The organism is Paraburkholderia sp. Cy-641, assembly GCF_011752945.1.
GTDB lineage: Bacteria > Pseudomonadota > Gammaproteobacteria > Burkholderiales > Burkholderiaceae > Paraburkholderia.
Genome location: NZ_VWWM01000031.1, coordinates 72763 through 94837, shown reverse-complemented (window position 1 = coordinate 94837; position 22075 = coordinate 72763). Strand labels below are relative to the sequence as shown.

The window sequence follows — 22075 nt, the reverse complement described above, 5'->3', positions numbered from 1 at the left end:
GGCTGTGAAAAACGCGGGAAGGCCCGAACGCCAATGGTTTGCGGGGGCATCGGCGATGCGGCGCTCATGGATTGGCATTCTGCTTGATGCGCGGCACGCCCGCAACCGGGTACACCCTTTGGCCAGGAGTGTTCAAGACGCTGGGGCGTGGCACGCTTCGGAGCCTCACTTCATTCAGAACCTCACTTCGGGGCCCGCTTTCCGACGTCCAGTTTCCTGCCGCCAGGTTTTTCCGCCATAGCTTTCAAAGCGCTTATGCCGCACAGCTCTTTCCCATCGCTTCTTCATCGCTGCTTCGCCGCTCCGTTTCTTCCCGCTCCCGGCGCGGTCCACGGTCACAGTCCACCTCTTCCGCCAAGCCCCGAACAAACCGGCACGACCCGCCGAGGCCCACGCCCCGGCACCACCACGCAAAACGGTAAAATGGCGCTTTCCCGCTTGCATCCGCCCCTTGCCATGACGCAATTCCGCATCGCCCCCAGCATTCTGTCCGCCGATTTCGCCCGCCTCGGCGAAGAAGTCCGCAACGTCGTCGCGGCCGGCGCCGACTGGATTCACTTCGACGTGATGGACAACCACTACGTGCCGAACCTGACCATCGGCCCACTCGTCTGCGAAGCGATCCGCCCGCACGTCGACGTGCCGATCGACGTGCACCTGATGGTGCGTCCCGTCGACCGCATCGTGCCGGACTTCGCGAAAGCCGGCGCGAACCTGATCAGCTTCCACCCGGAAGGCTCGGACCACATCGACCGCACGCTCTCGCTGATCCGCGACCACGGCTGCAAGGCCGGCCTCGTGTTCAACCCGGCCACGTCGCTGAGCTATCTCGATCACGTCATGGACAAGGTCGACCTCGTGCTGATCATGTCGGTGAACCCGGGCTTCGGCGGCCAGGCGTTCATTCCCGAGGCGCTCAACAAGCTGCGCGAGGCGCGCAGGCGCATCGACGCATACGAGGAGCGCACCGGCCGCGAGATTCATCTCGAAGTGGACGGCGGCGTGAAGGTCGACAACATCGCGGAAATCGCGGCGGCCGGCGCGGACACGTTCGTGGCCGGCTCGGCGATCTTCGGCCAGCCCGATCACAAGGTGGTGATCGACAAGATGCGCGCGGCCCTCGCCGCCGTGCAGCACTAACGCCCAGCCTTAACACCCGACATCCGGACCCGCGCCCCATGACCGCTCCGTTCCCCGCCCCGACTTTCACCGGCCCGCGCCTCGCAGCCGCGATCATCGACCTCGACGGCACGATGATCGATACCGCCGACGACTTCACCGCCGGCCTGAACGGCATGCTCGCCCAACTCGACGCAGCGGAAACCTCGCGCGAGGAAGTGGCCGGCTATGTCGGCAAGGGTTCGGAGCATCTGATCCGCAGCGTGCTCGCGCCGCGCTTCGAAGCGGACCACGCGCAGGAGCGCTTCGAAGAGGCGCTCGCGATCTATCAGGCCGAATACGCGAAGATCAACGGCCTGCACACGCGGCTTTATCCCGACGTCGAAGCCGGCCTGCACGCCATGCGCGAGGCCGGCCTCAAGCTCGCGTGCGTGACGAACAAGCCGCACCGCTTCGCGCTCGAACTGCTGCAACAGTACGGGCTCGCGCCGTATTTCAGGGTCGTGCTCGGCGGCGACAGTCTCGCGAAAAAGAAGCCCGACCCGTTGCCGATGCTCACCGCCGCCGCGCAACTCGGTGTCGAGCCGCAAGCCACCGTCGCGATCGGCGACTCGGAAAACGACGCGCTGGCGGGCCGTGCGGCCGGCATGGCCACGCTCACCGTGCCCTACGGCTACAACCATGGCCAAGCTATACAAACGATAAAATCCGATGGTATAGTTGCCTCGCTGCTCGACGCCGCCAAGGCAATCGCAGCACACCAATCCACGACTTGAACAGTCCTTCATCCTCATGTTTCTGAATAAAAAACGGAGTCTGATTAGCATCGACCGGGGAGCCTGGCCCTGGCGTCGCTGGTCGCGCTAACCTCGCCTGAGGTACGCTGAAGATCGTCTTCGGCAACCGTTTTTTACTTCGCTGCGCTCACGCGCTTTTTCCATCGCTCTGTTTCGCTGCTGCATCGGCTGATTCGGCCCGCGCGTACCCGCAAAGTACCGCGACGGACCGGTCAACGTTCGCATGCGTCGATGGGAAACTCGCGCCGGTCGGTATCATCGGGTCGAAACCGTCGACTCGCGTCCCGGCCAGAAGCGCCTGGCCTCGCTTTGCCCGACACTCGCTGCCGCCGGATCACCGTACAGGATCGGAACATGACCGAACTCGAATTCCAGTCCCTCGCCAACGAGGGTTTCAACCGCATTCCGCTGATCGCCGAAGCGCTCGCCGACCTCGAAACACCGCTCTCGCTCTACCTGAAGCTCGCGCAGAGCGAGCGCAACGGCGCGAACTCGTTCCTGCTCGAATCGGTGGTGGGCGGCGAACGCTTCGGCCGCTATTCGTTCATCGGACTGCCGGCGCGCATGTTGCTGCGCACGCGCAACGGCGTCACGGAAGTGGTGCGCGACGGCAAGGTGATCGAGACGCACGACGGCGATCCGCTCGCCTTCATCCAGCAGTTCCAGGCGCGCTTCAAGGTCGCGCAACGCCCGGGGCTGCCGCGCTTCACGGGCGGTCTGGCCGGCTATTTCGGCTATGACGCCGTGCGCTACATCGAGAAAAAGCTCGCGCACAGCGCACCGAAAGACGACCTCAATCTGCCCGATATCCAGTTGCTGCTGACCGAGGAAGTCGCGGTGATCGACAACCTCGCGGGCAAGCTCTACCTCGTGGTCTACGCCGATCCGACGCAGGCCGAGGCGTACACGAAAGCGAAGCACCGTCTGCGCGAGTTGCGCCAGCGTCTGCGCGCGAGCGTGCAGCCGCCCGTCATTTCGTCGAGCGTGCGCACCGAGATCTATCGCGAATTCGCCAAGGACGACTACCTCGCCGCCGTGCGCAAGGCGAAGGAATACATCGCCGCCGGCGAACTGATGCAGGTGCAGGTCGGCCAGCGCCTGACCAAGCCGTACCGCGACAACCCGCTGTCGCTGTATCGCGCGCTGCGCTCGCTGAATCCGTCGCCGTACATGTATTACTACAACTTCGGCGACTTCCACGTGGTCGGCGCGTCGCCGGAAATTCTCGTGCGCCAGGAAAAGCGCGGCGAGGACCGCCTCGTCACGATCCGCCCGCTCGCCGGCACGCGGCCGCGCGGCAACACGCCCGAGCGCGATGCGCAACTCGCGACCGAGCTGCTCAACGATCCGAAGGAAATCGCCGAACACGTGATGCTGATCGACCTCGCGCGCAACGACGTGGGCCGCATCGCGCAGATCGGCTCGGTCGTCGTGACCGACAAGATGGTGATCGAAAAGTACTCGCACGTGCAGCACATCGTCAGTTCGGTCGAAGGCAAGCTCAAGCCCGACATGACCAATTTCGACGTGCTGCGCGCCACGTTCCCAGCCGGCACGCTGTCGGGCGCGCCGAAGGTCCGCGCGATGGAGCTGATCGACGAGCTCGAACCCATCAAGCGCGGCCTGTACGGCGGTGCGGTCGGCTATCTGTCGTTCACGGGCGAGATGGATCTCGCCATCACGATCCGCACCGGCGTGATCGCGAACGGCAATCTGTACGTGCAGGCGGCCGCGGGCGTGGTCGCCGATTCGGTGCCCGAATCCGAATGGCAGGAGACCGAGAACAAGGCGCGCGCGGTGATGCGCGCGGCCGAACAGGTGCAGGACGGCCTCGATAGCGACCTCTGAGCCAGGCACGCGATACGGCTCATGATCGACAACGCGCGCAATGCGATGGCGCCGATCATGAGCGTGATCGGGCTATCAGAAGCTCCTTTTGCGGGCCATCGTGCGCGCACTCGTACGCGTCGCGCTCCATTGGGCCGGCCCTCGGAAATGGCGTGCGCCCCTTATCGTGCCCGGGTTATGGCACATAGCGCTCGCTCGTGAGCCTGGCGCAACAGCAACAACGACAACAACGGACCACCGCCACCCGCCATCTCCCGGTGCCCTCGATCATGCCCCCCATTGGCCGTATTCGCTGTCCGCGCGTCCCAGCGCATTGCCGAACCATTCGGCGAGAAAGTCGATAAACGCCACCACCTTCGCCGATACGTTGAGCCGTTCGCCATACACCGCGTACACGTCCGCGACCGGCAACGACCATTCCGGCAACACGACACTCAACGCGCCCGAGCGCAAATGCGGGTACACGTCCCACTCGGAGCGCATCAATATCCCGTGACCGTCCAGCGCCCAGACGAGCGCGGTCTCGCCGTCATTGGTACTCAACGCGCCACGCACCTTGACCGTCTCCTGCTTGCGGCCGCGGCTCAGATGCCACGTACCGTAAGCCGCGTCGTTCTCGCGTAGCACGATGCACTTGTGCGCCTGCAGGTCGCGCGGCGTATCCGGCACGCCGGCCCTCTCGATGTAGGCCGGCGACGCGCACAGCAAACGCCGGTTCGGCGCGATCTTGCGCGCGACGAGCCGCGAATCGGGAATCTCGCCGAACCAGATGCCGACGTCATAGGCTTCGTCAGCGAGGCGGATCGAGCGATCGGTCAGCGTCAATTGCACTTCCACTTCCGCATAGCGCCGCGCGAACTCGGAGACCGCCGGCGCGATATGACGCCGCCCGAAACCGAATGTCGCGTTCACGCGCAACAGGCCTTTCGGAATCGCCCGCGCGCTCGACACCATCCGGTCGAGCTCTTCGAGTTCGACCAGCAGCCGCGCGCCATGCGACAGATACAGTTCGCCCTCCTGAGTCACGCTGATGCGCCGGGTGGTGCGATTCAGAAGCCGCACGCCGAGGCGCGCTTCCATTCGCGCGAGCCGCGCGGTAACCGCGGGCGGCGTGACGCCGAGTTCGCGAGCCAGCGCCGACAGATTGCCGTGTTTGACCAGCTGCACGAAAAACGCAAGATCCGAAATGGAATCCACTGGCGGGCCTATCTATAAATTTAACTTAAAAATAGATTAAAGAAAAACGCATTATATGCATTAACCATCTCTGTAGACTGTTTCGCATAGAAACGTTGCCCGTTTTCGCCGCCCTTCGCGGACGCGTCATCGGGCCCTCACACCATCGGAGGAGATGTGCCGAGCACGCTGTATCAGAAGCTCGTCGAGTCGCACACGGTCGCGAAACTCGACGCCCAGCACGTCCTGCTTTATGCGGACCTGCACATCATGAACGAATACACCAGCCCGCAGGCTTTCAACGGCCTCGTCGAGCGCGGCATCGGCGTCCTGCGGCCGGAGCAGCAGATGGGCGTGGTCGATCATGTGATTCCGACGCGCCCCGATCCGGTCGGCAAACGCGTGATCGCGATCGACGCCGCCGCGCGCCAGGCCGCGAATTTCACGCGCAACTGCACGAAATACGGCATCAAGCTGTTCGACGTCAACGATCCGCTGCAAGGCATCGAGCACGTCGTCGCGCCCGAATCGGGCCTGATCCGCCCCGGCATGGTCGTGCTGTGCGGCGATAGCCACACGACCACTTACGGCGCATTCGGCGCGCTGGGCTTCGGCATCGGCACGTCGGAAATCGAGCATGTACTGGCGACACAAACGCTGTCGTACCGTCTCGCGAGCACGATGCGCATCCAGATCAACGGCAGCCGGCCGGCCGGCACGACCGCGAAGGACCTCGTGCTGTGCGTGATCGCGAAAATCAGCGCGCAAGGAGCGCGCGGCTATGCGGTCGAATACACCGGCGAGGCGATCCGCGCGCTGTCGATCGAAGCGCGCATGACCCTGTGCAACATGACCGTCGAGGCCGGCGCTCGCGCCGTGCTGATCGAGCCGGACGACACGACCTTCGCGTATCTGCGCGCGCATCGCGGCAATCTGGGCGAAGCGCAAATGGAAGCGGCGATCGCGGCATGGCGCACGCTGCGCACGGACCCCGGCGCGCAGTTCGACGCCGACCTCGCCATCGACGCCGCCGACGTCGCGCCCTACGTCACCTGGGGCACGAGCCCCGACCAGGCGATCCCCGTCGATGGCCTGATTCCCGCGCCCGAAGACAGCGCCGATCACGTCGTGAGCGCGGCGACCGCGCGCGCACTGGACTACATCGGCCTCGCACCGGGTTCGAGCATCGAGGGCACGCCGATCGATCGCGTGTTCATCGGCTCGTGCACCAACGGCCGCATCGAAGACCTGCGCGCGGTCGCGGCGATGCTGCGCGACGGCATGCACGTCGCCCCCACCGTGCGCGCGATGATCGTGCCGGGCTCCGGCGCCGTGCGCGCGCAAGCGGAACAGGAAGGGCTGTCGGATACCTTCATCAAGGCCGGCTTCGAATGGCGCCAACCCGGCTGCTCGATGTGCCTCGCGATGAACGACGACGTGCTGCGCCCCGGCGAGCGCTGCGCCTCGACCACCAATCGCAATTTCGAAGGCCGTCAGGGACGCGACAGCCGCACGCATCTGATGAGCCCGGCAATGGCCGCCGCCGCCGCGATCACCGGACGCATCACCGACATCCGCAAATGGGAGCACCACGATGCCTGATTTCTCGCGCATGGACGGCGTGGCCGCACCGCTGCCGATCGCCAATCTCGACACCGATCAGATCATGCCGAAGCAGTTCCTGCTCGGCACCGACAAGTCCGGCCTCGCCGCCGGCCTGCTGTACGACCTGCGCTTCCTGCCGGACGGCAGCCGGCGCGACGACTTCGTGCTGAACACGCCGGCCTATGCGGGCGCGAAAGTGCTGGTCGGCGGCGCCAACTTCGGCTGCGGATCGAGCCGCGAGCACGCGGTATGGGGGCTGCTGCAAAGCGGCATCGAAGCGGTGCTCGCGCCGAGCTACGGCGAAATCTTCTACTACAACGCGGCGAACAACCGGCTGCTCGCGATCATCCTGAAGCCGGAAGAGATCGACGAGATCAGCGCTGAAATTTCGAACCCGGCGGCGAACCGTCTGTCGATCGACGTTGCCGCGCAAACGGTGCGCACCGCGTCGGGCCGCACGTATTCGTTCCGGATGGACGAGCGGCACCGGCAGATGTTCCTTGAAGGTCTCGACGTGCTCGGCGCATCGCTGAAGATGCTGCCGCACATCGAAGCATTCGAAGCGCGGCATCGCGCGGAAAACCCCTGGGCGCGCGTGCTGCCGCTGCCTGCCGGCGCGGCCTGATCGAGCCCGCGCGGCGCTGCTGCATTGCCCACTTCTCTCAACTACAACCGATATGGAGAACCCCCACATGAAACCGCTGATCGGCCTGATGCTCGGCGACGTCACCGGGATCGGCCCGGAACTGGTCGTCAAACTGCTGTCGCTTCCCGAAACCCGTGAAAAAGCGAACGTCGTGATCATCGGCGACGAGCGTGTGCTCGAACTCGGCATGAAAGACGCCGGCCAGCGCATTCCGTACGTGAAGATCGCGAACGTGAAGGACGCGGTGCACGACGCGGCGGAGATTCCGCTGATCGATCTGCACAACGTCGACCCGGCGCTGTACCCGCGCGGCGAGTTGAATGCCGAATCGGGCCGCCTCACCGGCGAGACGCTCAAGTACATGACGGACCTCGCGCTCGCGGGCGAACTCGACGGCATCTGCTTCGCGCCGCTCAACAAGGCGGCCCTGCATCGCGGCGGCTGGAACTATCACGACGAACATCAGATGTTCGCCGCCTGGACGAAGCACGAAGGCTACTTCGGCGAAGTCAACATCATTCCGCAGTTCTCGACCTTCCGCGTAACCTCGCACGTCGCGCTGCGCAAGGCCGTCGACATGGTGAAGCCCGACCGCATCGAAGGCGCGCTCACGCTCGCGCACGACACGATGCGCGCGTTCGGCAAGACCGCGCCGCGCATCGGCGTCGCGGCGCTCAATCCGCACGGCGGCGAAAACGGCCTGTTCGGCGACGAGGAAATCACGATCATTCGCCCGACCCTCGAAGCGCTGCGCGCGAAAGGTCTCGCGAGCGAAGGTCCGTTCCCGTCCGACACCGTGTTCATCAAGGCGCGCCGCGGCGATTTCGACGCGGTGGTGATCATGTATCACGACCAGGGGCAGATCGCGACGAAGCTGCTCGGCTTCTCGCAAGGCGTCACGCTGACGGGCGGCCTGAAGACCGTTTATGCGACGCCGGCGCATGGCGTGGCGTACGACATCGTCGGCACCGGCACCGCGGATGTCGGCGCGACCGCCGCCGCATTCGACGTCGCGACGCGCACCGCGGTCGCCCGCAAGAGCGCACGCGCGGCGCTCGCGCACTGAAGCACACGCACCACGATCGCATCGAAAGCCCGCCGCGCCGCCTGGAGACGGCGCGCGCGGCGGACCCGCAATAACCTGCTTACGCATTGCCATAGAGGTCAGTCATGCCCATGTTTGAGAATTTCACCAAAACGACGATCAAAACGAGCGGCGCCGAGATTGTGACGGTCAAGGGCGGCGAAGGCCCGCCGCTGCTGCTGATGCACGGCAACCCGTTCAATCACCTGTCCTGGCACAAGATCGCGCCGCGCCTCGCGAAAGAGTTCACGGTGGTCTGCACCGACCTGCGCGGCTACGGCGACAGCTCGAAGCCGCCCGGCGGCGGCGATCACTCGGACTACTCGTTCCGCGCGATGGCGCAGGACCAGGTCGAAGTGATGGCGGCGCTCGGCTTCGACAAGTTCTATGCGGCGGGCCACGACCGCGGCGCGCGCGTGCTGCACCGCATGTGTCTCGACCATGAATCGACGGTGCTCAAGGCGGCCTTCGTGGACATGCTGCCGCAACACCATCTGCTCAACAACGTGACGCGCCAGTGGGGCAAGTTCTCGTGGCACTGGTTCTTCATGATTCAGGACTATCCGACGCCGGAAAAGATGATGGGCGCGGACCCCGAATTCTTCATCCGCCGCAAGCTGTCGAAGACCGACCAGGGCACGAGCTTCTTCGGCCCGGAAGCGCTCGCGGACTACATCCGCTGCATCAGGAATCCGGACGTGATCCACGCGATGTGCGAGGACTACCGCGCGACCTTCGGCATCGACCTCGACATGGATACCGCCGACTTCGACGCGGGGCGCCGTGTCACCACGCCGTCGATGATCCTGTGGGGCGCGAAAGGCGGCGTCGGACGCAATCACAACGCGGCCGAAGTGTGGAGCCGCTACGCGACGAACATCGTGCGAACCGCAACCGTGCCGTCGGGCCACTATCTGCAGGAAGAATGCCCCGACGAGACCTACGAAGAGCTGAGCAGCTTCTTCCGCCAGTAAATCCCGTGCCATGACCGCCGCGCGCGCGGGCTCCGCTGGTCAGAGAGCCGCGCGCGGCGCGATCGCGCCGTAAAACAATGAATGGAGGAAGACATGTCCCCTTCGCAGCCTACGCGAAGCAGGGCAAGGATCACGTTCGTCCTGCTTTGCATCATGGCGTTCATCATGTACGTCGACCGCACCAATATGTCGGTCGCCGCCCCCGTGATGAGCAAGGAACTCGGTTTTAGCAACACCCATCTCGGCTTCATCTTCTCCGCCTTCGCCCTCGCCTACAGCTGCTTCATGATTCCGGGCGGCTGGCACAGCGACCGTATCGGCTCCCGCAAAGGCCTGTTGCTGTACGGCTCGCTGTGGGCAATCGCGACGATCGCCACCGGGGTCGTCGGCAGTCTGTACGCGCTGGTCGCCGCGCGCTTCTTCGTCGGCGTGGGCGAAGCGCCGATTTACCCGACCGCCGCGCGGATGATCGCCCGCGTGATTCCGGAAGAGCGCCGCGGCGCCGCGCAAGGCGTCATGCACGCGACCGGCCGCATCGCGAACGCGCTTGCTCCGCTGATCGTCACCGGCCTGATCGTCACGTTCTCGTGGCGGCTCACGTTCATCATTCTCGGCGCGGTCACGCTCGTTTACATGATCGTGATGTATATCGGGCTCAACGAGGCGAAGCGGCATGGCGCAACCCCGGGCGACACCGCGGCCGCGACTGCGGCTCCGGCGCGCAAGCCGATCAACTGGCCGGACATGATCCGCCGCGTATGGCCCGCGACTGCCGCGTGCTTCTGCCATGGCTGGGTCTTGTGGTTCTTCCTCAACTGGATTCCGACGCTCTTCTCGCAACGCTACGGCATGAAGCTCTCGCACAACGCGATCTTCTCCACGCTCGTGCTGCTCGGCGGCTCGCTCGGCACGGCGGTCGGCGGGATGATGACCGACTGGCGCCTCAAGCGCACCGGCAACCGGCTGCGCGCACGCCGCGAAGTCATCATTTTCGGCTTTCTCTCGTCGATCGTTTGCCTGATTCCGCTTCTGCTCACCCGCGATATCACCGTCAGTTCGATCTGCCTCGGGCTCGCCTTCTTCTGCTCGGAACTCGCCGATTCGCCGCTGTGGGTGGTCGGCACCGAGGTTTCTCGCGAACACTCGGCCACGTCGAGCGCATGCACGTTCACCGGCATGGCGTTGGCCGGTGCCGTCTCGCCCATCGTCGTCGGCCTGCTGCTCGACGTGTCGCACGGCAGATGGGTCGTTGCCTTCGCCGCCTCGATCGTCGTGCTGCTGCTCGGTCCGCTTTTCACGTTCTGGATCAAGCTCGACGACGAACCCTCCGCGGCCACCGACCACGCCGACATTCAGGCCATGACATCCCGGCCGGACGTTTCGCACGCCGCGTCGCGCTAACGCGCGGCACGGGAATCCTCAACGCGAACACCACCCGCCGGGTTCGCTGATTCCACACGGCGCGGGCCCGAACCGGCAGCGAACGGCACGCGCCGCACCGCACTACCGAAACGGTGTATCGCCGTTTCGGTAGTGCCAGGTACAACTATCTATCCACCGAAAATCGATCCGTCCCGCCATCAGCTCGGGCGAGCCGGCTATCGACCCCATAAGGAGAACAAGAATGCGTCATCAAGGGATCTTCACCGGAATAAAACCGCTTTTTCTGGGAGCGCTTCTGGCATCGCTGAGCGCGGGTGCCCATGCGCAGTCGAGCGTGACGCTGTATGGCATCGCGGACGCCGGCGTGGAATTTCTCACCGGTGTCCCCAATAGCTCGGGCAAAGCGTCGAATCTGCTGCACATGGAGTCGGGCGGCGTCAAAAGCAGCCGGATCGGACTCAGGGGCGTGGAAGATCTCGGCGGCGGTCTGAAGGCGATCTTCACGCTCGAGGGCGGCATCGACATTACCACGGGCAAGTCGCAGCAAGGCGGACGGCTGTTCGGCCGGCAGGCGTTCGTCGGCCTGAGCAGCCGCTACGGGGCGCTCACCTTCGGCCGGCAGAAGGTGCCGATGTATGACTTCTCGGTACGTTACGACCCGCTCAACTACACCGTCTACGGCCTGAAGCAGACCGACGCGCAATTCGCGGGCAGAGCCGACAACTCGGTCAAATACCAGGGCAGTTTCGGCTCGATCCACTATGAGGCGCTGTATAGCACCGGATACGACTCGACGATTGCGAACGGCAGCCAGGTGCCGGGCGAATTCAAGGTCGGGCGGGAAATCGGCGCCGCCGTCGAATATGCGGCCGGCCCATTCGCGGCGATGGTGGTCTACGACCTGCGCAACGGCACTTCTATCGCCACACAATCCGGCAAGGAGCAGCATCTCGCGGCGGCCGCGACCTACCGGATCGGCAAGGCCAAGGGTTTTGTCGGCTACCGGTGGTTGAGCAGCACCTTACCGCTCGATGCGAGCACGCAGGGTCATGCGAACGAGTTCTGGACCGGCCTCGAATATCGCGTGTCCGGCCCGCTCACGCTTGCCGGCGCCGTCTTCTGGACCGACATTACTTCGGCGGGACAGCGGCCGCTGTATCTGGCCGCGACCGCGAAATATCAGTTGTCGAAACGCACGGCACTGTATTCCGAACTCGGCTACGTGAAAAACAGCCATGGCTCGAACCTCGGCCTGAACGGCTACGACACCGACGTCGTCGCGGGCCACAACCAGACCGGCGTGATGATGGGCGTCGTCCATTACTTCTGAGAGCGGCACCGAAACGAGCGAATGCCCAAGCCCCCGGCTCGGGCATTCGTGGCAAGCCCTTGGTCACACCGTTTTCCCGTCGCTTCTTCCTACAGATCTTTCCTCAGTTCTTTCTTCCGTAGACGGCATTGCGCAGCGCCCGTATTCCTGCTGTTAGAATGCTGCTCATGCGACACAGCGCTCGATTCCCCTCCGTTCTCCTGCTCTTTGGTTGGCGTTAAGCCAGCCAACCTTCCTTTGCGGCCCCACCGCGGGCATCCGCGTAACCCCGTGCGACCGGGGCGACAGCGCGGCAAATTTATCCAGGCCCCCAATCCACAGGGGAAAACCCCGGTTCTCTCAGGAATCCAGGAGCAATCATGCTGCTCATGATCGACAACTACGACTCGTTTACCTACAACCTGGTGCAGTACTTCGGCGAACTCGGCGAAGACGTGCGCACCTACCGCAACGACGAAATCACGCTCGACGACATCGCGAAACTCAACCCCGAGCGCATCTGCCTGTCGCCGGGACCGAGCAATCCGCAACACGCGGGCATCACCCTCGACGTACTGCGCGAATTCGCCGGCAAGACGCCGATTCTCGGCGTGTGCCTCGGCCATCAGGCGATCGGCGAGGCGTTCGGCGGGCGCGTCGTGCGCGCGCAGACCATCATGCACGGCAAGGTCAGCACGATCGAAACCGACTGCAGGGGCGTATTCGCAGACCTGCCGAAGCACTTCACGGTGACGCGCTACCACTCGCTCGCAATCGAACGTGAATCGCTGCCCGACTGCCTCGAAGTATCGGCATGGACCGAAGACGGCGAAATCATGGGCGTGCGCCACAAGGAACTCGCCGTGGAAGGCGTGCAGTTCCACCCGGAGTCGATCCTCTCCGAACACGGCCACGCGCTGCTCGAAAACTTCGTCAAGCAGTCGAAGCTCGCCGCCGCCGGCAAGACACCGGGTCACGCCGCGTCCGGTCACGCCTGACACACAAAGAGAGGAGACCATGTCTATTACGCCCCAGGAAGCCTTGCAGCGGACCATCGAGCACCGCGAGATTTTTCACGACGAAATGCTGCACCTGATGCGCCTCATCATGCGCGGCGAACTCTCGCCCGTGATGTCGGCGGCGATCATCACCGGCCTGCGCGTCAAAAAAGAGACCATCGGCGAAATCACCGCGGCCGCCACGGTGATGCGTGAATTTGCCCGGCACGTCGAGGTGCAGGACAACTCGAACTTCGTCGATATCGTCGGCACCGGCGGCGACGGCGCGCATACGTTCAACATTTCCACCGCGACGATGTTCGTCTCGGCCGCGGCCGGCGCGAAGATCGCGAAGCACGGCAATCGCGGCGTGTCGAGCAAGTCGGGCAGCGCCGACGTGCTCGAAGCGCTCGGCGTCAACATCGATCTGCAACCGGAGCAGGTCGCCGCGTCGATCACGGAAACGGGCATGGGCTTCATGTTCGCGCCGAACCATCATCCGGCCATGAAGAACGTCGCGCCGGTGCGCCGCGAACTCGGCGTGCGCACGATCTTCAACATTCTCGGCCCGCTCACCAATCCGGCCGGCGCGCCGAACCAGTTGATGGGCGTGTTTCACGCGGACCTCGTCGGCATTCAGGTGCGCGTGATGGAGCGTCTCGGCGCAAAACATGTGCTGGTCGTGTATGGTATGGACGGCATGGACGAAGTCTCGCTCGGCGGGGCCACGCTGGTCGGCGAGTTGCGCGACGGCGAGGTCCGCGAATACGAGATCCATCCGGAAGACTTCGGCATGCAGATGGTGTCGAACCGCACGCTCAAGGTCGCCGACGCGAGCGAATCGAAAGTCATGCTGCTCGAAGCGCTCGACAACAAGCCCGGCGTCGCGCGCGAAATCGTCACGCTGAACGCGGGCACGGCGCTCTATTCAGCGAATGTGGCGGCATCGATCGCGGACGGCATCCAGCTTGCGCGCGAGGCGATCGCGAGCGGCAAGGCGCGCGCGAAGGTCGACGAACTCGTGCGCTTTACCCAGCAATTCAGGCAGTAATCACGTAGGGAAATATTGATGAGTGACATCCTCAACCGCATCATCGCGGTCAAACGCGAAGAAATTCGGGCGGCCGAACAAAGTGCGCCGCTCGAAGCACTGCGGCTCGAAGCCTCGTCGCGCGACGTCCGCGACTTCGTCGGCGCGTTGCGTGCCAAGCACGCGGCGGGTCTCGCCGCGGTGATCTCCGAGGTCAAGAAAGCCAGCCCGTCGAAGGGCGTGCTGCGCGAGCACTTCGTGCCGGCCGACATCGCGCGCTCGTACGAGAAGCACGGCGCGGCGTGTCTGTCGGTGCTGACCGACGTGCAGTTCTTCCAGGGCAGCGCCGCGTATCTGCAGCAGGCGCGCGCGGCATGCAATCTGCCGGTGCTGCGCAAGGACTTCATCGTCGATCCGTACCAGATCGTCGAAGCGCGCGCGATGGGCGCCGACGCGATCCTGCTGATCGCCGCCGCGCTCGACACCGCGCAGATGCAGGACTTCGAAGCGCTCGCGCATTCGCTCGGCCTCGCGGTGCTCGTCGAAGTGCACGACAACCACGAACTGAAGGAAGCGCTCACGCTGAAGACGCCGCTGATCGGCATCAACAACCGCAATCTGCGCACGTTCGAAACCTCGCTCGACACGACGCTCGGCATGCTCGACGCGATTCCGGACGACCGCATCGTCGTGACCGAATCGGGCATCCTGTCGCGCGAGGACGTGGAGCGCATGCGCGCGCGGGACGTGCATACGTTCCTCGTCGGCGAGGCGTTCATGCGCGCGGACGAGCCTGGCGTGGCGCTTGAGCAGATGTTTTCCTGAGCGTTGCCGTCTCGAAGTATCGACGTCGACGTATCAACGTATCGGCCGCGCATAAACGCTCGCCACAAGGACACGCATCATGGGCATGGAACGCGAAATCAAGCTGGCGCTGCCGCCCGCGCAGGTGCAGGCGGCGACGCAGTGGTTTGTCGCACGCGCCGGCAAGGACGGTCAGGCGATCAGGCTCGTGAACCTTTACTTCGACACGCCGCAGTTGACGCTGGCGTCGTCGAAGAGCGCGCTGCGTTTGCGGCAGACGCCGGACGGCTGGCTGCAAACCTTCAAGACGGTCGGCCACGCGACGAACGGTTTGCATAGCCGGCACGAATGGGAATTGCCGGTGGCCGATGCGAAGCTCGACATCGACGCGTTGCTGCGCGTCTGCGACGAGCCGGCTGCTGCGGCGGCGTTGCAGCAGGCGGCGCCGTCGCTGATCGAGTTGTTCCGCACCAATTTCACGCGCACGCTGTGGCTGCTCGAAGTGGACGGCGCGCGGATCGAGGCGGCGATCGATCAGGGCGACGTGCTCGCGGAAGTCGGCGGTGAGACGCGTCGCGCGCCGATCTCCGAAATCGAACTCGAACTGAAATCCGGCGACGAAGCGGCGCTTCACACGCTCGCGGCGGAACTCGGTCAACACATTGCCGGCCTCGCGCCGGACGATATCAGCAAGGCGCAGCGCGGCTACCAGTTGCGGGCCGGCTGAATGACGCCGACGCGGCGGCGCGAGTCAGTGCTTTAGGCGCTTTAGGCGCTGCTCGCGGTCGAACGCCGTGCACTCATGGCAATCACGGCCAGCCCCGGCAACCGGATTCCCGGCCACGCAATCCCCGCTCCGCCGCACCTTGAGCTAGCCACCGTTTGCTGCGACACTTCCCCGCCATGACATCCGCGTCCCGTACCCGCTCCAATCCATCGCAGGCTTCGCTGTTCGGCGATGCTGAGGCCGCGCCCCCGACGCCGGCCATGCCCGCCACCGCACCGCAACAGCCGGCCGACCCCACTGCCCCGCCCACGCTCGAAGCCCAGTTCGAGGCCCTGCCCGCCGCGTGGCACGCGCATCTGAAGCCGTTCATCGACAGCAACGCCTACGCGCCATTGTGCCGTTTCGTCGACGGCGAGCGCGCCGCCGGCAAAACGATCTACCCGGCCGACGTGTTTCGCGCGCTGCGCCTGACGAGCCCCGATGAAGTCAAAGTCGTGATCCTCGGCCAGGACCCGTATCACGGCGAAGACCGTGGCACGCCGCAGGCGCACGGGCTCGCGTTCTCGGTCGCGCCGCACGTGCGCCCGCCGCCGTCGCTGCGCAACATCTTCAAGGAAATCGCCGCGAGTCTCGGCCATGAAACGCCGCAGCACGGCTGTCTCGACAGTTGGGCCAAACAGGGCGTGCTGCTGCTGAACACCGTGCTGACCGTCGAGCGCGACAGCGCCGCGAGCCATGCGAAACGCGGCTGGGAGAAATGCACCGACACGCTGATCCACGAACTCGCGACACGCCACGACGGTCTCGTGTTCATGCTGTGGGGCGCGCATGCGCAGGCCAAGCGCGCGCTGCTCGGCGGCAAGTCGCATTGCGTGCTCGAGGCGCCGCATCCGTCGCCGCTGTCGGCGCATCGCGGCTTTCTCGGCTGCGGGCACTTCGCGACGGCGAACGAGTATCTCGTGAAGCACGGCCGCGAACCGATCGACTGGCGCCTGCCGGACGAAGCGCAGATGCTTGCCTGACTGAACACCCGGTAACCGGCGCGCAGAACCGGTCGCACTGCCAGAAAACAAAAACGCCACGGATGGAGAACCCCATCCGTGGCGTTTTTTCGTTTCACCACCGGCGCCGCGATCAAGCGGCACCACACGGCGCAACGAGATGACTCAGACTGCGGCGATCGCTTCGCGCGCGTTGCTCAGCGCGGCGCTGGCTGCGTCCGGGCCCAGGTTCAGACCTTCGGCGTAGATGAAGTTCACGTCGGTCATGCCGAGGAAGCCGAGGAAGCTCTTCAGGTACGGCGTTTGGCTGTCGTTCGGCGTGCCGATGTACTTGCCGCCGCGTGCCGACACGACGTGCACCTTCTTGCCCGTCACGAGGCCGACCGGGCCGTTCTCGGTGTAGCGGAACGTGATGCCGGCGCGGGCGATGAAGTCGAAGTACGTCTTCAGTTGCGACGAGATGCCGAAGTTGTACATCGGTGCGCCGATCACGACGATGTCGGCGGCTTGCAGTTCGGCGATCAGCGCTTCGCTGCGCGCGGCGATCTCAGCTTGCTCCGGCGTGCGCTGCTCGGCCGGCGTGAAGAACGCGCCAAGCACGGCGTCGTCGAGGTGCGGCAGCGGTTCGGCTTGCAGGTTACGGACGACGACTTGCGCGCCCGGGTTCGATTGTTGCAGCTTCGCGGTCAGCTCGTTGACGAGCATCGTCGAGTTCGCGCCTTGCGAGCGGGCTGCCGAGTTGATTTGCAGGATCGTGGTCATGGTTGACTCCAGTAGGGGGCGCGCTGTGTTGCGCGAGTGGAGCCATTGTGTTTTTTTACCGGTCCGCGAAAAAGCTATCCGGCAGCGAAGGATTGTTGCATTGATAGAACAATCCCCGCCCTCAGCCGTCAATCAATAACGTTAGGCATGACGCTCAGCTTGCAAGCCAGCGTTCGCGAGCGCGGCGCGTGGCGGCCCGCTTGTCGGTGACCGCGAGCTTGTAGCGTGCCACTTCGGGACCGTCGAGCCGCACCTGCGTGACGCGCAGCTCGTCGCGGCGGAATGCGTGGAGCTCGACCTTCGCGCCCGGCTGATAGCGCGCGAGCAGCGCGTCGATATTGCCGCCGGTCACGCGCAGGCCGTCGAGCGCGATCAGCACGTCGCCGGCGGAAAGCCCGGCCTTCTGCGCGGCGCTGCCCTCGTGCACGGCCGCCAGCGTGCAATCTGCGCCGCCGCGCAGACGCACGCCGAGCGACGGCTTGCCATTGCGGTCGAAGTCAGGCGCGAGCGCCACGCCGAACGGCGCGAGCAATTCGGCAAGCGGCAAATCGCGCGTGCCGTACACGGCCTCGGCGAACAGCCCGCCGAGCTGCACGCCGGTCGCTTCCGCGAAAATCACCTCGATCTCGTCTTCCGCGACGCCGGCCGGCTTGCCGCGATAGAAATCGCGACCGAAGCGCTGCCACAGGAGACGCATCACGTCGTCGAGCGATTTGCGGTTGCCCGTTTGCGCGCGGATCGCAAGATCGAACGAGAGCGCGACGAGCGAGCCCTTCGTGTAATAGCTGACGATCGCGTTCGGCGCGTTCTCGTCCTGCCGGTAGTACTTGACCCACGAGTCGAACGAACTTTCGGCGACGCTCTGCTTCAGACGGCCGCTGCCGCGCTGCACGCCGCCGATCACCTTGCCGAGCAGCCCGAAATAGTCGTCCTGCGAAATCACGCCGCTGCGCACGAGGATCAGATCGTCGTAGTACGAGGTGAAGCCCTCGAACAGCCACAGCAGCGAGGTGTAGTTTTCGACGCTCAGGTCGTACGGCGCGAATGCGGCCGGCTTGATGCGCTTCACGTTCCAGGTGTGGAAATACTCGTGGCTGCACAGGCCGAGGTAGGTCCGGTAGCCCTCGCTCATCGCCTCGCGGCCCTGCACCGGCAGATCGGTGCGATTGCAGATCAGCGCCGTCGAGGCACGATGTTCGAGCCCGCCGTAGCCGTCGGTCACGGCCTGCGTCATGAACACGTAGCGCTCGACCGGCGCCTTCTTCGACTTCGGTTCGAACAGCGCGATCTGCGCCTCGCAGATGCGCTTCAGGTCCGCGCACAGCCGCTCCATGTCGAGCCCGATCACGCGCCCGCCGATCACGACGTCGTGCGGCACGCCATGCGCCTTGAACGTCGCGAGCGCGAACGTGCCAAGTGTCACGGGATGGTCGATCAGTTCGTCATAGTTCTGCGCGCGGTACTCGCCGAAGCCGTAGCGCTTCGTGGCGCGCGCTTCCGGCAGCGCGGTCGCGACGCGCCAGTTACGGTACGCCTCGCCTTGGGGCTTCTGAATCTCGACCACGCATGGCGCGTCCTCATGGCCGAGCGGCGAGAGGAACACGCTCGTGCCGTTGAAAAAGCCGGTCGTATCGTCCAGATGCGCGGCGCGCACCGACAGGTCCCATGCGTACACCTCGTAGCGCAGCGTCAGCGCGCCCTTTACCGGCGCGGCCTGCCACGTGTGCTTGTCGATCTTGTCGATGCGCACCTTGCGGCCTGCCTCGTTCACCGCGCGCAGCGTGACGATGTTGCGCGCGAACTCGCGCACCATGTAGCTGCCCGGAATCCATACCGGCAGCATGAAACGCTGCCCAACCGGATCGGGGTCGGCAACGGTCACGGTAACTTCGAACAGATGGGCGGCGGGGTGACTCGGAACGATGGTGTAGCGGATCGGCTTCATCGGCAGCGGTGGGCAAATTGGAATGGGGGAGTCGAAAACGGGGCGGCCTGGGATAACCCGAGATGGCGCCCCTTGATGCGAAAGAAGGCGCTTCCCGCGCCTTCTTTCCGATGATTGTGCGGGGCTCAGTGCACCGCGGAGAGTTCCCGGTCGAGCCGGTCGGCCGGCACGGCGCCGGGCAGGCGGCGACCGTCGGCGAGGAACACCGTGGGCGTGCCGTCCACGTTCATGGCATGACCGAGCGCGAGGTTCTTGTCGATCGCGGCGGTGTCGCAGGTGCCGGCGGCGGTCGGCGCCTGATGGTTCTGCATCCACGATTCCCAGGCCTTCGCGCGATCGGCCGAGCACCAGATCGACTTCGACTTGACGGCCGAGTCCGGCGACAGCACCGGGTACAGGAACGTGTAGACCGTGACGTTATCGATCGACTTCAGCGAGGTTTCGAGCTGCTTGCAGTACGGGCAGTTCGGATCGGAGAACACGGCCATCTTGCGCGAGCCGTTGCCGCGCACGACCTTCACGGCATTCGCGAACGGCAGGCTCGCGAAGTCGATGCGGTTGGTTTCCGACAGCCGCGCTTCGGTCAGATTCTTGCGGGTCTTCGCGTCGACCATGTCGCCGAGCATCAGGTAGTCGCCGTTGGCGTCGCTATAGATGATCTGCGTGCCGAGGTTGACTTCGTACAGCCCGGCGATCGGCGACTTCGTGATGCTCTTGATCGTCACGTCGTTCAGGCGCGTTTGCAGCGTCGCCTTGAGCTTGTCGGTGGTCTGGTCGGCCTGGGCCGAGCAGCCGAGCGTGGCGGCGGCGATCGCGAGTGCGGCGGCGGCCATGCGGAAGGTCGTTTTCATGCTGGAGTCCTGAGTTCAGTCGCGCATCGAGCGCATTTTTTCACGTTCCGGCTGCGCTTTTCAGGCGCACATTGGGTCAGACCGCAAGGCGGCGATCCGCTCATGATACCCGCCCCGACCGCCGCTTATCGGCCATCGGCCATCGGTTCTCCGCACGGCGGCGGCCCCGCGCGCCGTGCCTCATCCAAGCGCGGCCGACACGAGCCAGCGCTTGACGAACGGCTGGGCACCGACGAACGCCATACCCGTATTGCGCACGACCCGCGCGAGCGGGCCCGGTATCGAGAAGAGTTTTTGCAGACCGTCGGTGGCGATCATCAGCGCGCGGATGTCTTCGCGGCGCGAACGTTCGTAGCGGCGCAGCAGCACCATGTCGCCGAGGTCGCGAAACGCCTCCTTGCCGGCAACCGTGCTCGCGAGCGCCGCGACGTCGCGCAGGCCGAGGTTCATGCCCTGCCCCGCGAGCGGGTGGATCAGATGCGCGGCATCGCCGACCAGCGCGACGCGCGGCGCGACGAGCCGGTCCACGGTTTGCAGCGCGAGCGGGAAGCCTTGCGCGGGCGTCACGCAGTCGAGCGCGCCGAACTGGCCGCCGCTCACCTGCTCCACTTCGGCGGCGAGCCGCTCGGGATCGAGCGCAAGCAGCTGCTCCGCGTGCCCGGTACGCGCCGACCAGACCAGCGACACATGGCCGTCCGGCATCGGCAGCAGCGCGATGATCTCCCCATCGCGGAACCATTGGTAGGCGGTTTCGCCGTGCGGCTTCGCGGCCTTGAAATTGGCGACCACGCCGGTCTGCTTGTAGTCGCGCCGCACCATCTTCGAGCCGATCTGCGCGCGCACCCACGAATGCGCGCCGTCCGCGCCGACCACGAGGTCGGCTTCGAGCACGCTGCCGTTGGCGAGGCCGACGCTCGCGCTGTCGGCGCTGAAATCGAGCGCCTGCGCGCGCGTGTCGATCCACGTGAGATTGGGCTGGAAGCGCAGCGCGGCGTCGAGCGCGCGCTCGATCACCGACGATTCGACGATCCACGCCAGTTGCGGCACCGAAGCCTGGAACGCGGAGAAGTGCAGCTCGGCGTGCGCGTCGCCGTACACGCGCATGTCGTAGACGGGCCCGAGCCGCGCCGGATCGAGCGCCTGCCAGACCCGCAGCCGTTCGAGCAGGGCCTGCGAACTCGACGACAACGCGTAGACCCGCGAGTCGAAGGCCGCGCCGGCAGGTGGCGCCGCGCAAGGCTGCGCGAGCAGCGCGACGCGCAGCCCGCCTTGCGTGAGCGCGAGCGCCGCGGTCTTGCCGACGAGCCCGCCGCCGATCACGGCGGCATCAAAGGTCTGGTGGTGTGCGTTCATGCGCGCATTATAGCCGCGGGGTTGCGGGCCTTCCGCCCCCATCGGACCCGCTCGGCCCTAGTGCGGCGCGCTCGCCGCAAGCGCCGCGTTGGCCTCGCGGATGCGCATGAAATCCGGATCGGACGACAGGATGCGCCACGCGGCCGCTTCGAGCTGGGCCTTGCGATCGCGTTGATCGCCGCGCACCGCGCAGTCGGGGAACACGCGGTCGTACACGTGCCAGAGCGAATCGAAGTCATTCCTGTCGGCGAACTGCGCGATGCTTGCCCGATCTTCCTGACTCAGGCGGCCCGTCAGGCATTCGATCGTCTGCCGGTCCGTGGTGGCCTGGGCTTCGTCGAAATTCGGCGAGACCCATGTCGCGACCCCGCCCACGATCAGCGCCACGACGACGCCGGTTCCGACCCATCCGATGATTCGCACGTTCTTCCCCCGAAAAGTGGGCTCTGACGGCCCTGATTTAACGATTTTACAGTGGATATGACGAAATGCATCACAGCGGAAAGCCCATCCGGACGGGTTACAATTGCGCTTTCCGTGAAAACTCGCACCCAATCGTCGAGCCAACGCCCCGATTCGGTGACTTGTCCGCTCCGCTGAGCCTGCCGCGCCACGCCCCGCGCGAAGGCTTGCCGAATCCGCGCACAGCGTCGAGCGCCTCAC

The 22075-nt window shown here is 65.2% G+C and carries 20 protein-coding genes; 14 read left to right on the top strand and 6 right to left on the bottom strand.

Annotation, left to right across the window (positions count from 1 at the left end; all coding sequences use genetic code 11):
* Positions 1 to 423 precede the first annotated feature (423 nt).
* The 3 genes from rpe (at position 424) to trpE (ending at position 3764) form a co-directional block, all read left to right on the top strand.
* Positions 424 to 1140: a ribulose-phosphate 3-epimerase gene (gene rpe, locus F3J20_RS18755; RefSeq protein WP_240159128.1), complete on the top strand. Its 717-nt coding sequence runs from the start codon at positions 424 to 426 to the stop codon at positions 1138 to 1140.
* A 38-nt stretch (positions 1141 to 1178) separates the two neighbouring features.
* Positions 1179 to 1895, top strand: coding sequence for a phosphoglycolate phosphatase (locus tag F3J20_RS18750; RefSeq protein WP_167045817.1), 717 nt, complete (start codon positions 1179 to 1181; stop codon positions 1893 to 1895).
* Positions 1896 to 2270: 375 nt separating this feature from the next.
* A complete protein-coding gene (gene trpE / locus F3J20_RS18745) occupies positions 2271 to 3764 on the top strand; it encodes an anthranilate synthase component I (protein WP_167284171.1) in 1494 nt (497 codons plus the stop codon).
* A 267-nt stretch (positions 3765 to 4031) separates the two neighbouring features.
* Here the strand turns inward: trpE and F3J20_RS18740 are convergent, their stop codons facing one another.
* Complete coding sequence (locus tag F3J20_RS18740) at positions 4032 to 4961, bottom strand: LysR family transcriptional regulator (RefSeq protein WP_167045810.1); 930 nt, start codon at positions 4959 to 4961, stop codon at positions 4032 to 4034.
* Between the two features lie 156 nt (positions 4962 to 5117).
* Here F3J20_RS18740 and leuC point away from each other — a divergent pair, with 156 nt between their 5' ends.
* The 11 genes from leuC to F3J20_RS18685 all read left to right on the top strand — a co-directional run bounded on the left by leuC (position 5118) and on the right by F3J20_RS18685 (position 16522).
* A complete protein-coding gene (gene leuC, locus F3J20_RS18735) occupies positions 5118 to 6542 on the top strand; it encodes a 3-isopropylmalate dehydratase large subunit (RefSeq protein WP_167284170.1) in 1425 nt (474 codons plus the stop codon).
* Positions 6535 to 7170, top strand: coding sequence for a 3-isopropylmalate dehydratase small subunit (gene leuD / locus F3J20_RS18730; protein WP_167284169.1), 636 nt, complete (start codon positions 6535 to 6537; stop codon positions 7168 to 7170). The genes leuC and leuD overlap by 8 nt, the downstream gene beginning before the upstream one ends.
* Positions 7171 to 7237: 67 nt before the next feature.
* Positions 7238 to 8257, top strand: coding sequence for a 4-hydroxythreonine-4-phosphate dehydrogenase PdxA (locus F3J20_RS18725; RefSeq protein ID WP_167045802.1), 1020 nt, complete (start codon positions 7238 to 7240; stop codon positions 8255 to 8257).
* A 110-nt stretch (positions 8258 to 8367) separates the two neighbouring features.
* Complete coding sequence (locus F3J20_RS18720) at positions 8368 to 9249, top strand: alpha/beta hydrolase (protein WP_167045800.1); 882 nt, start codon at positions 8368 to 8370, stop codon at positions 9247 to 9249.
* A 93-nt stretch (positions 9250 to 9342) separates the two neighbouring features.
* Positions 9343 to 10650 carry an MFS transporter gene (locus tag F3J20_RS18715; protein ID WP_167284168.1) on the top strand — a complete coding sequence of 436 codons (1308 nt, stop codon included), beginning with the start codon at positions 9343 to 9345 and terminating at the stop codon, positions 10648 to 10650.
* Between the two features lie 223 nt (positions 10651 to 10873).
* Positions 10874 to 11962 (top strand): porin, encoded by a 1089-nt coding sequence (locus F3J20_RS18710; RefSeq protein WP_167045794.1) that lies wholly within the window; start codon positions 10874 to 10876, stop codon positions 11960 to 11962.
* Positions 11963 to 12321: 359 nt separating this feature from the next.
* Positions 12322 to 12939 (top strand): aminodeoxychorismate/anthranilate synthase component II, encoded by a 618-nt coding sequence (locus F3J20_RS18705; protein ID WP_167284167.1) that lies wholly within the window; start codon positions 12322 to 12324, stop codon positions 12937 to 12939.
* 19 nt (positions 12940 to 12958) lie between these two features.
* Positions 12959 to 13990, top strand: a complete 1032-nt coding sequence (trpD, locus tag F3J20_RS18700; RefSeq protein ID WP_167045788.1) for an anthranilate phosphoribosyltransferase — start codon at positions 12959 to 12961, stop codon at positions 13988 to 13990.
* Positions 13991 to 14008: 18 nt separating this feature from the next.
* The gene (gene trpC, locus F3J20_RS18695; protein ID WP_167045784.1) at positions 14009 to 14794 is read left to right on the top strand and encodes an indole-3-glycerol phosphate synthase TrpC; all 786 of its coding nucleotides are present in this window, start codon (positions 14009 to 14011) and stop codon (positions 14792 to 14794) included.
* A gap of 79 nt (positions 14795 to 14873) precedes the next feature.
* A complete protein-coding gene (locus tag F3J20_RS18690; protein ID WP_167284166.1) occupies positions 14874 to 15500 on the top strand; it encodes a CYTH domain-containing protein in 627 nt (208 codons plus the stop codon).
* Positions 15501 to 15676: 176 nt separating this feature from the next.
* Positions 15677 to 16522 carry a uracil-DNA glycosylase gene (locus F3J20_RS18685; protein ID WP_167284165.1) on the top strand — a complete coding sequence of 282 codons (846 nt, stop codon included), beginning with the start codon at positions 15677 to 15679 and terminating at the stop codon, positions 16520 to 16522.
* Positions 16523 to 16666: 144 nt separating this feature from the next.
* On the opposite strand, the gene F3J20_RS18680 is transcribed toward F3J20_RS18685, so the two are convergent.
* The 5 genes from F3J20_RS18680 to F3J20_RS18660 form a co-directional block, all read right to left on the bottom strand.
* The gene (locus tag F3J20_RS18680; protein ID WP_167045775.1) at positions 16667 to 17263 is read right to left on the bottom strand and encodes an NAD(P)H-dependent oxidoreductase; all 597 of its coding nucleotides are present in this window, start codon (positions 17261 to 17263) and stop codon (positions 16667 to 16669) included.
* A 154-nt stretch (positions 17264 to 17417) separates the two neighbouring features.
* Entirely contained in the window at positions 17418 to 19208 is a 1791-nt protein-coding gene (locus F3J20_RS18675; RefSeq protein ID WP_167284164.1) for a PDZ domain-containing protein, read from the bottom strand.
* A gap of 125 nt (positions 19209 to 19333) precedes the next feature.
* A complete protein-coding gene (locus tag F3J20_RS18670; protein ID WP_167045769.1) occupies positions 19334 to 20059 on the bottom strand; it encodes a DsbC family protein in 726 nt (241 codons plus the stop codon).
* Positions 20060 to 20239: 180 nt separating this feature from the next.
* Positions 20240 to 21412, bottom strand: a complete 1173-nt coding sequence (locus tag F3J20_RS18665; protein WP_167284163.1) for a UbiH/UbiF family hydroxylase — start codon at positions 21410 to 21412, stop codon at positions 20240 to 20242.
* A gap of 57 nt (positions 21413 to 21469) precedes the next feature.
* Positions 21470 to 21835 (bottom strand): hypothetical protein, encoded by a 366-nt coding sequence (locus F3J20_RS18660; RefSeq protein WP_345889900.1) that lies wholly within the window; start codon positions 21833 to 21835, stop codon positions 21470 to 21472.
* Between the last annotated feature and the right edge of the window lie 240 nt (positions 21836 to 22075).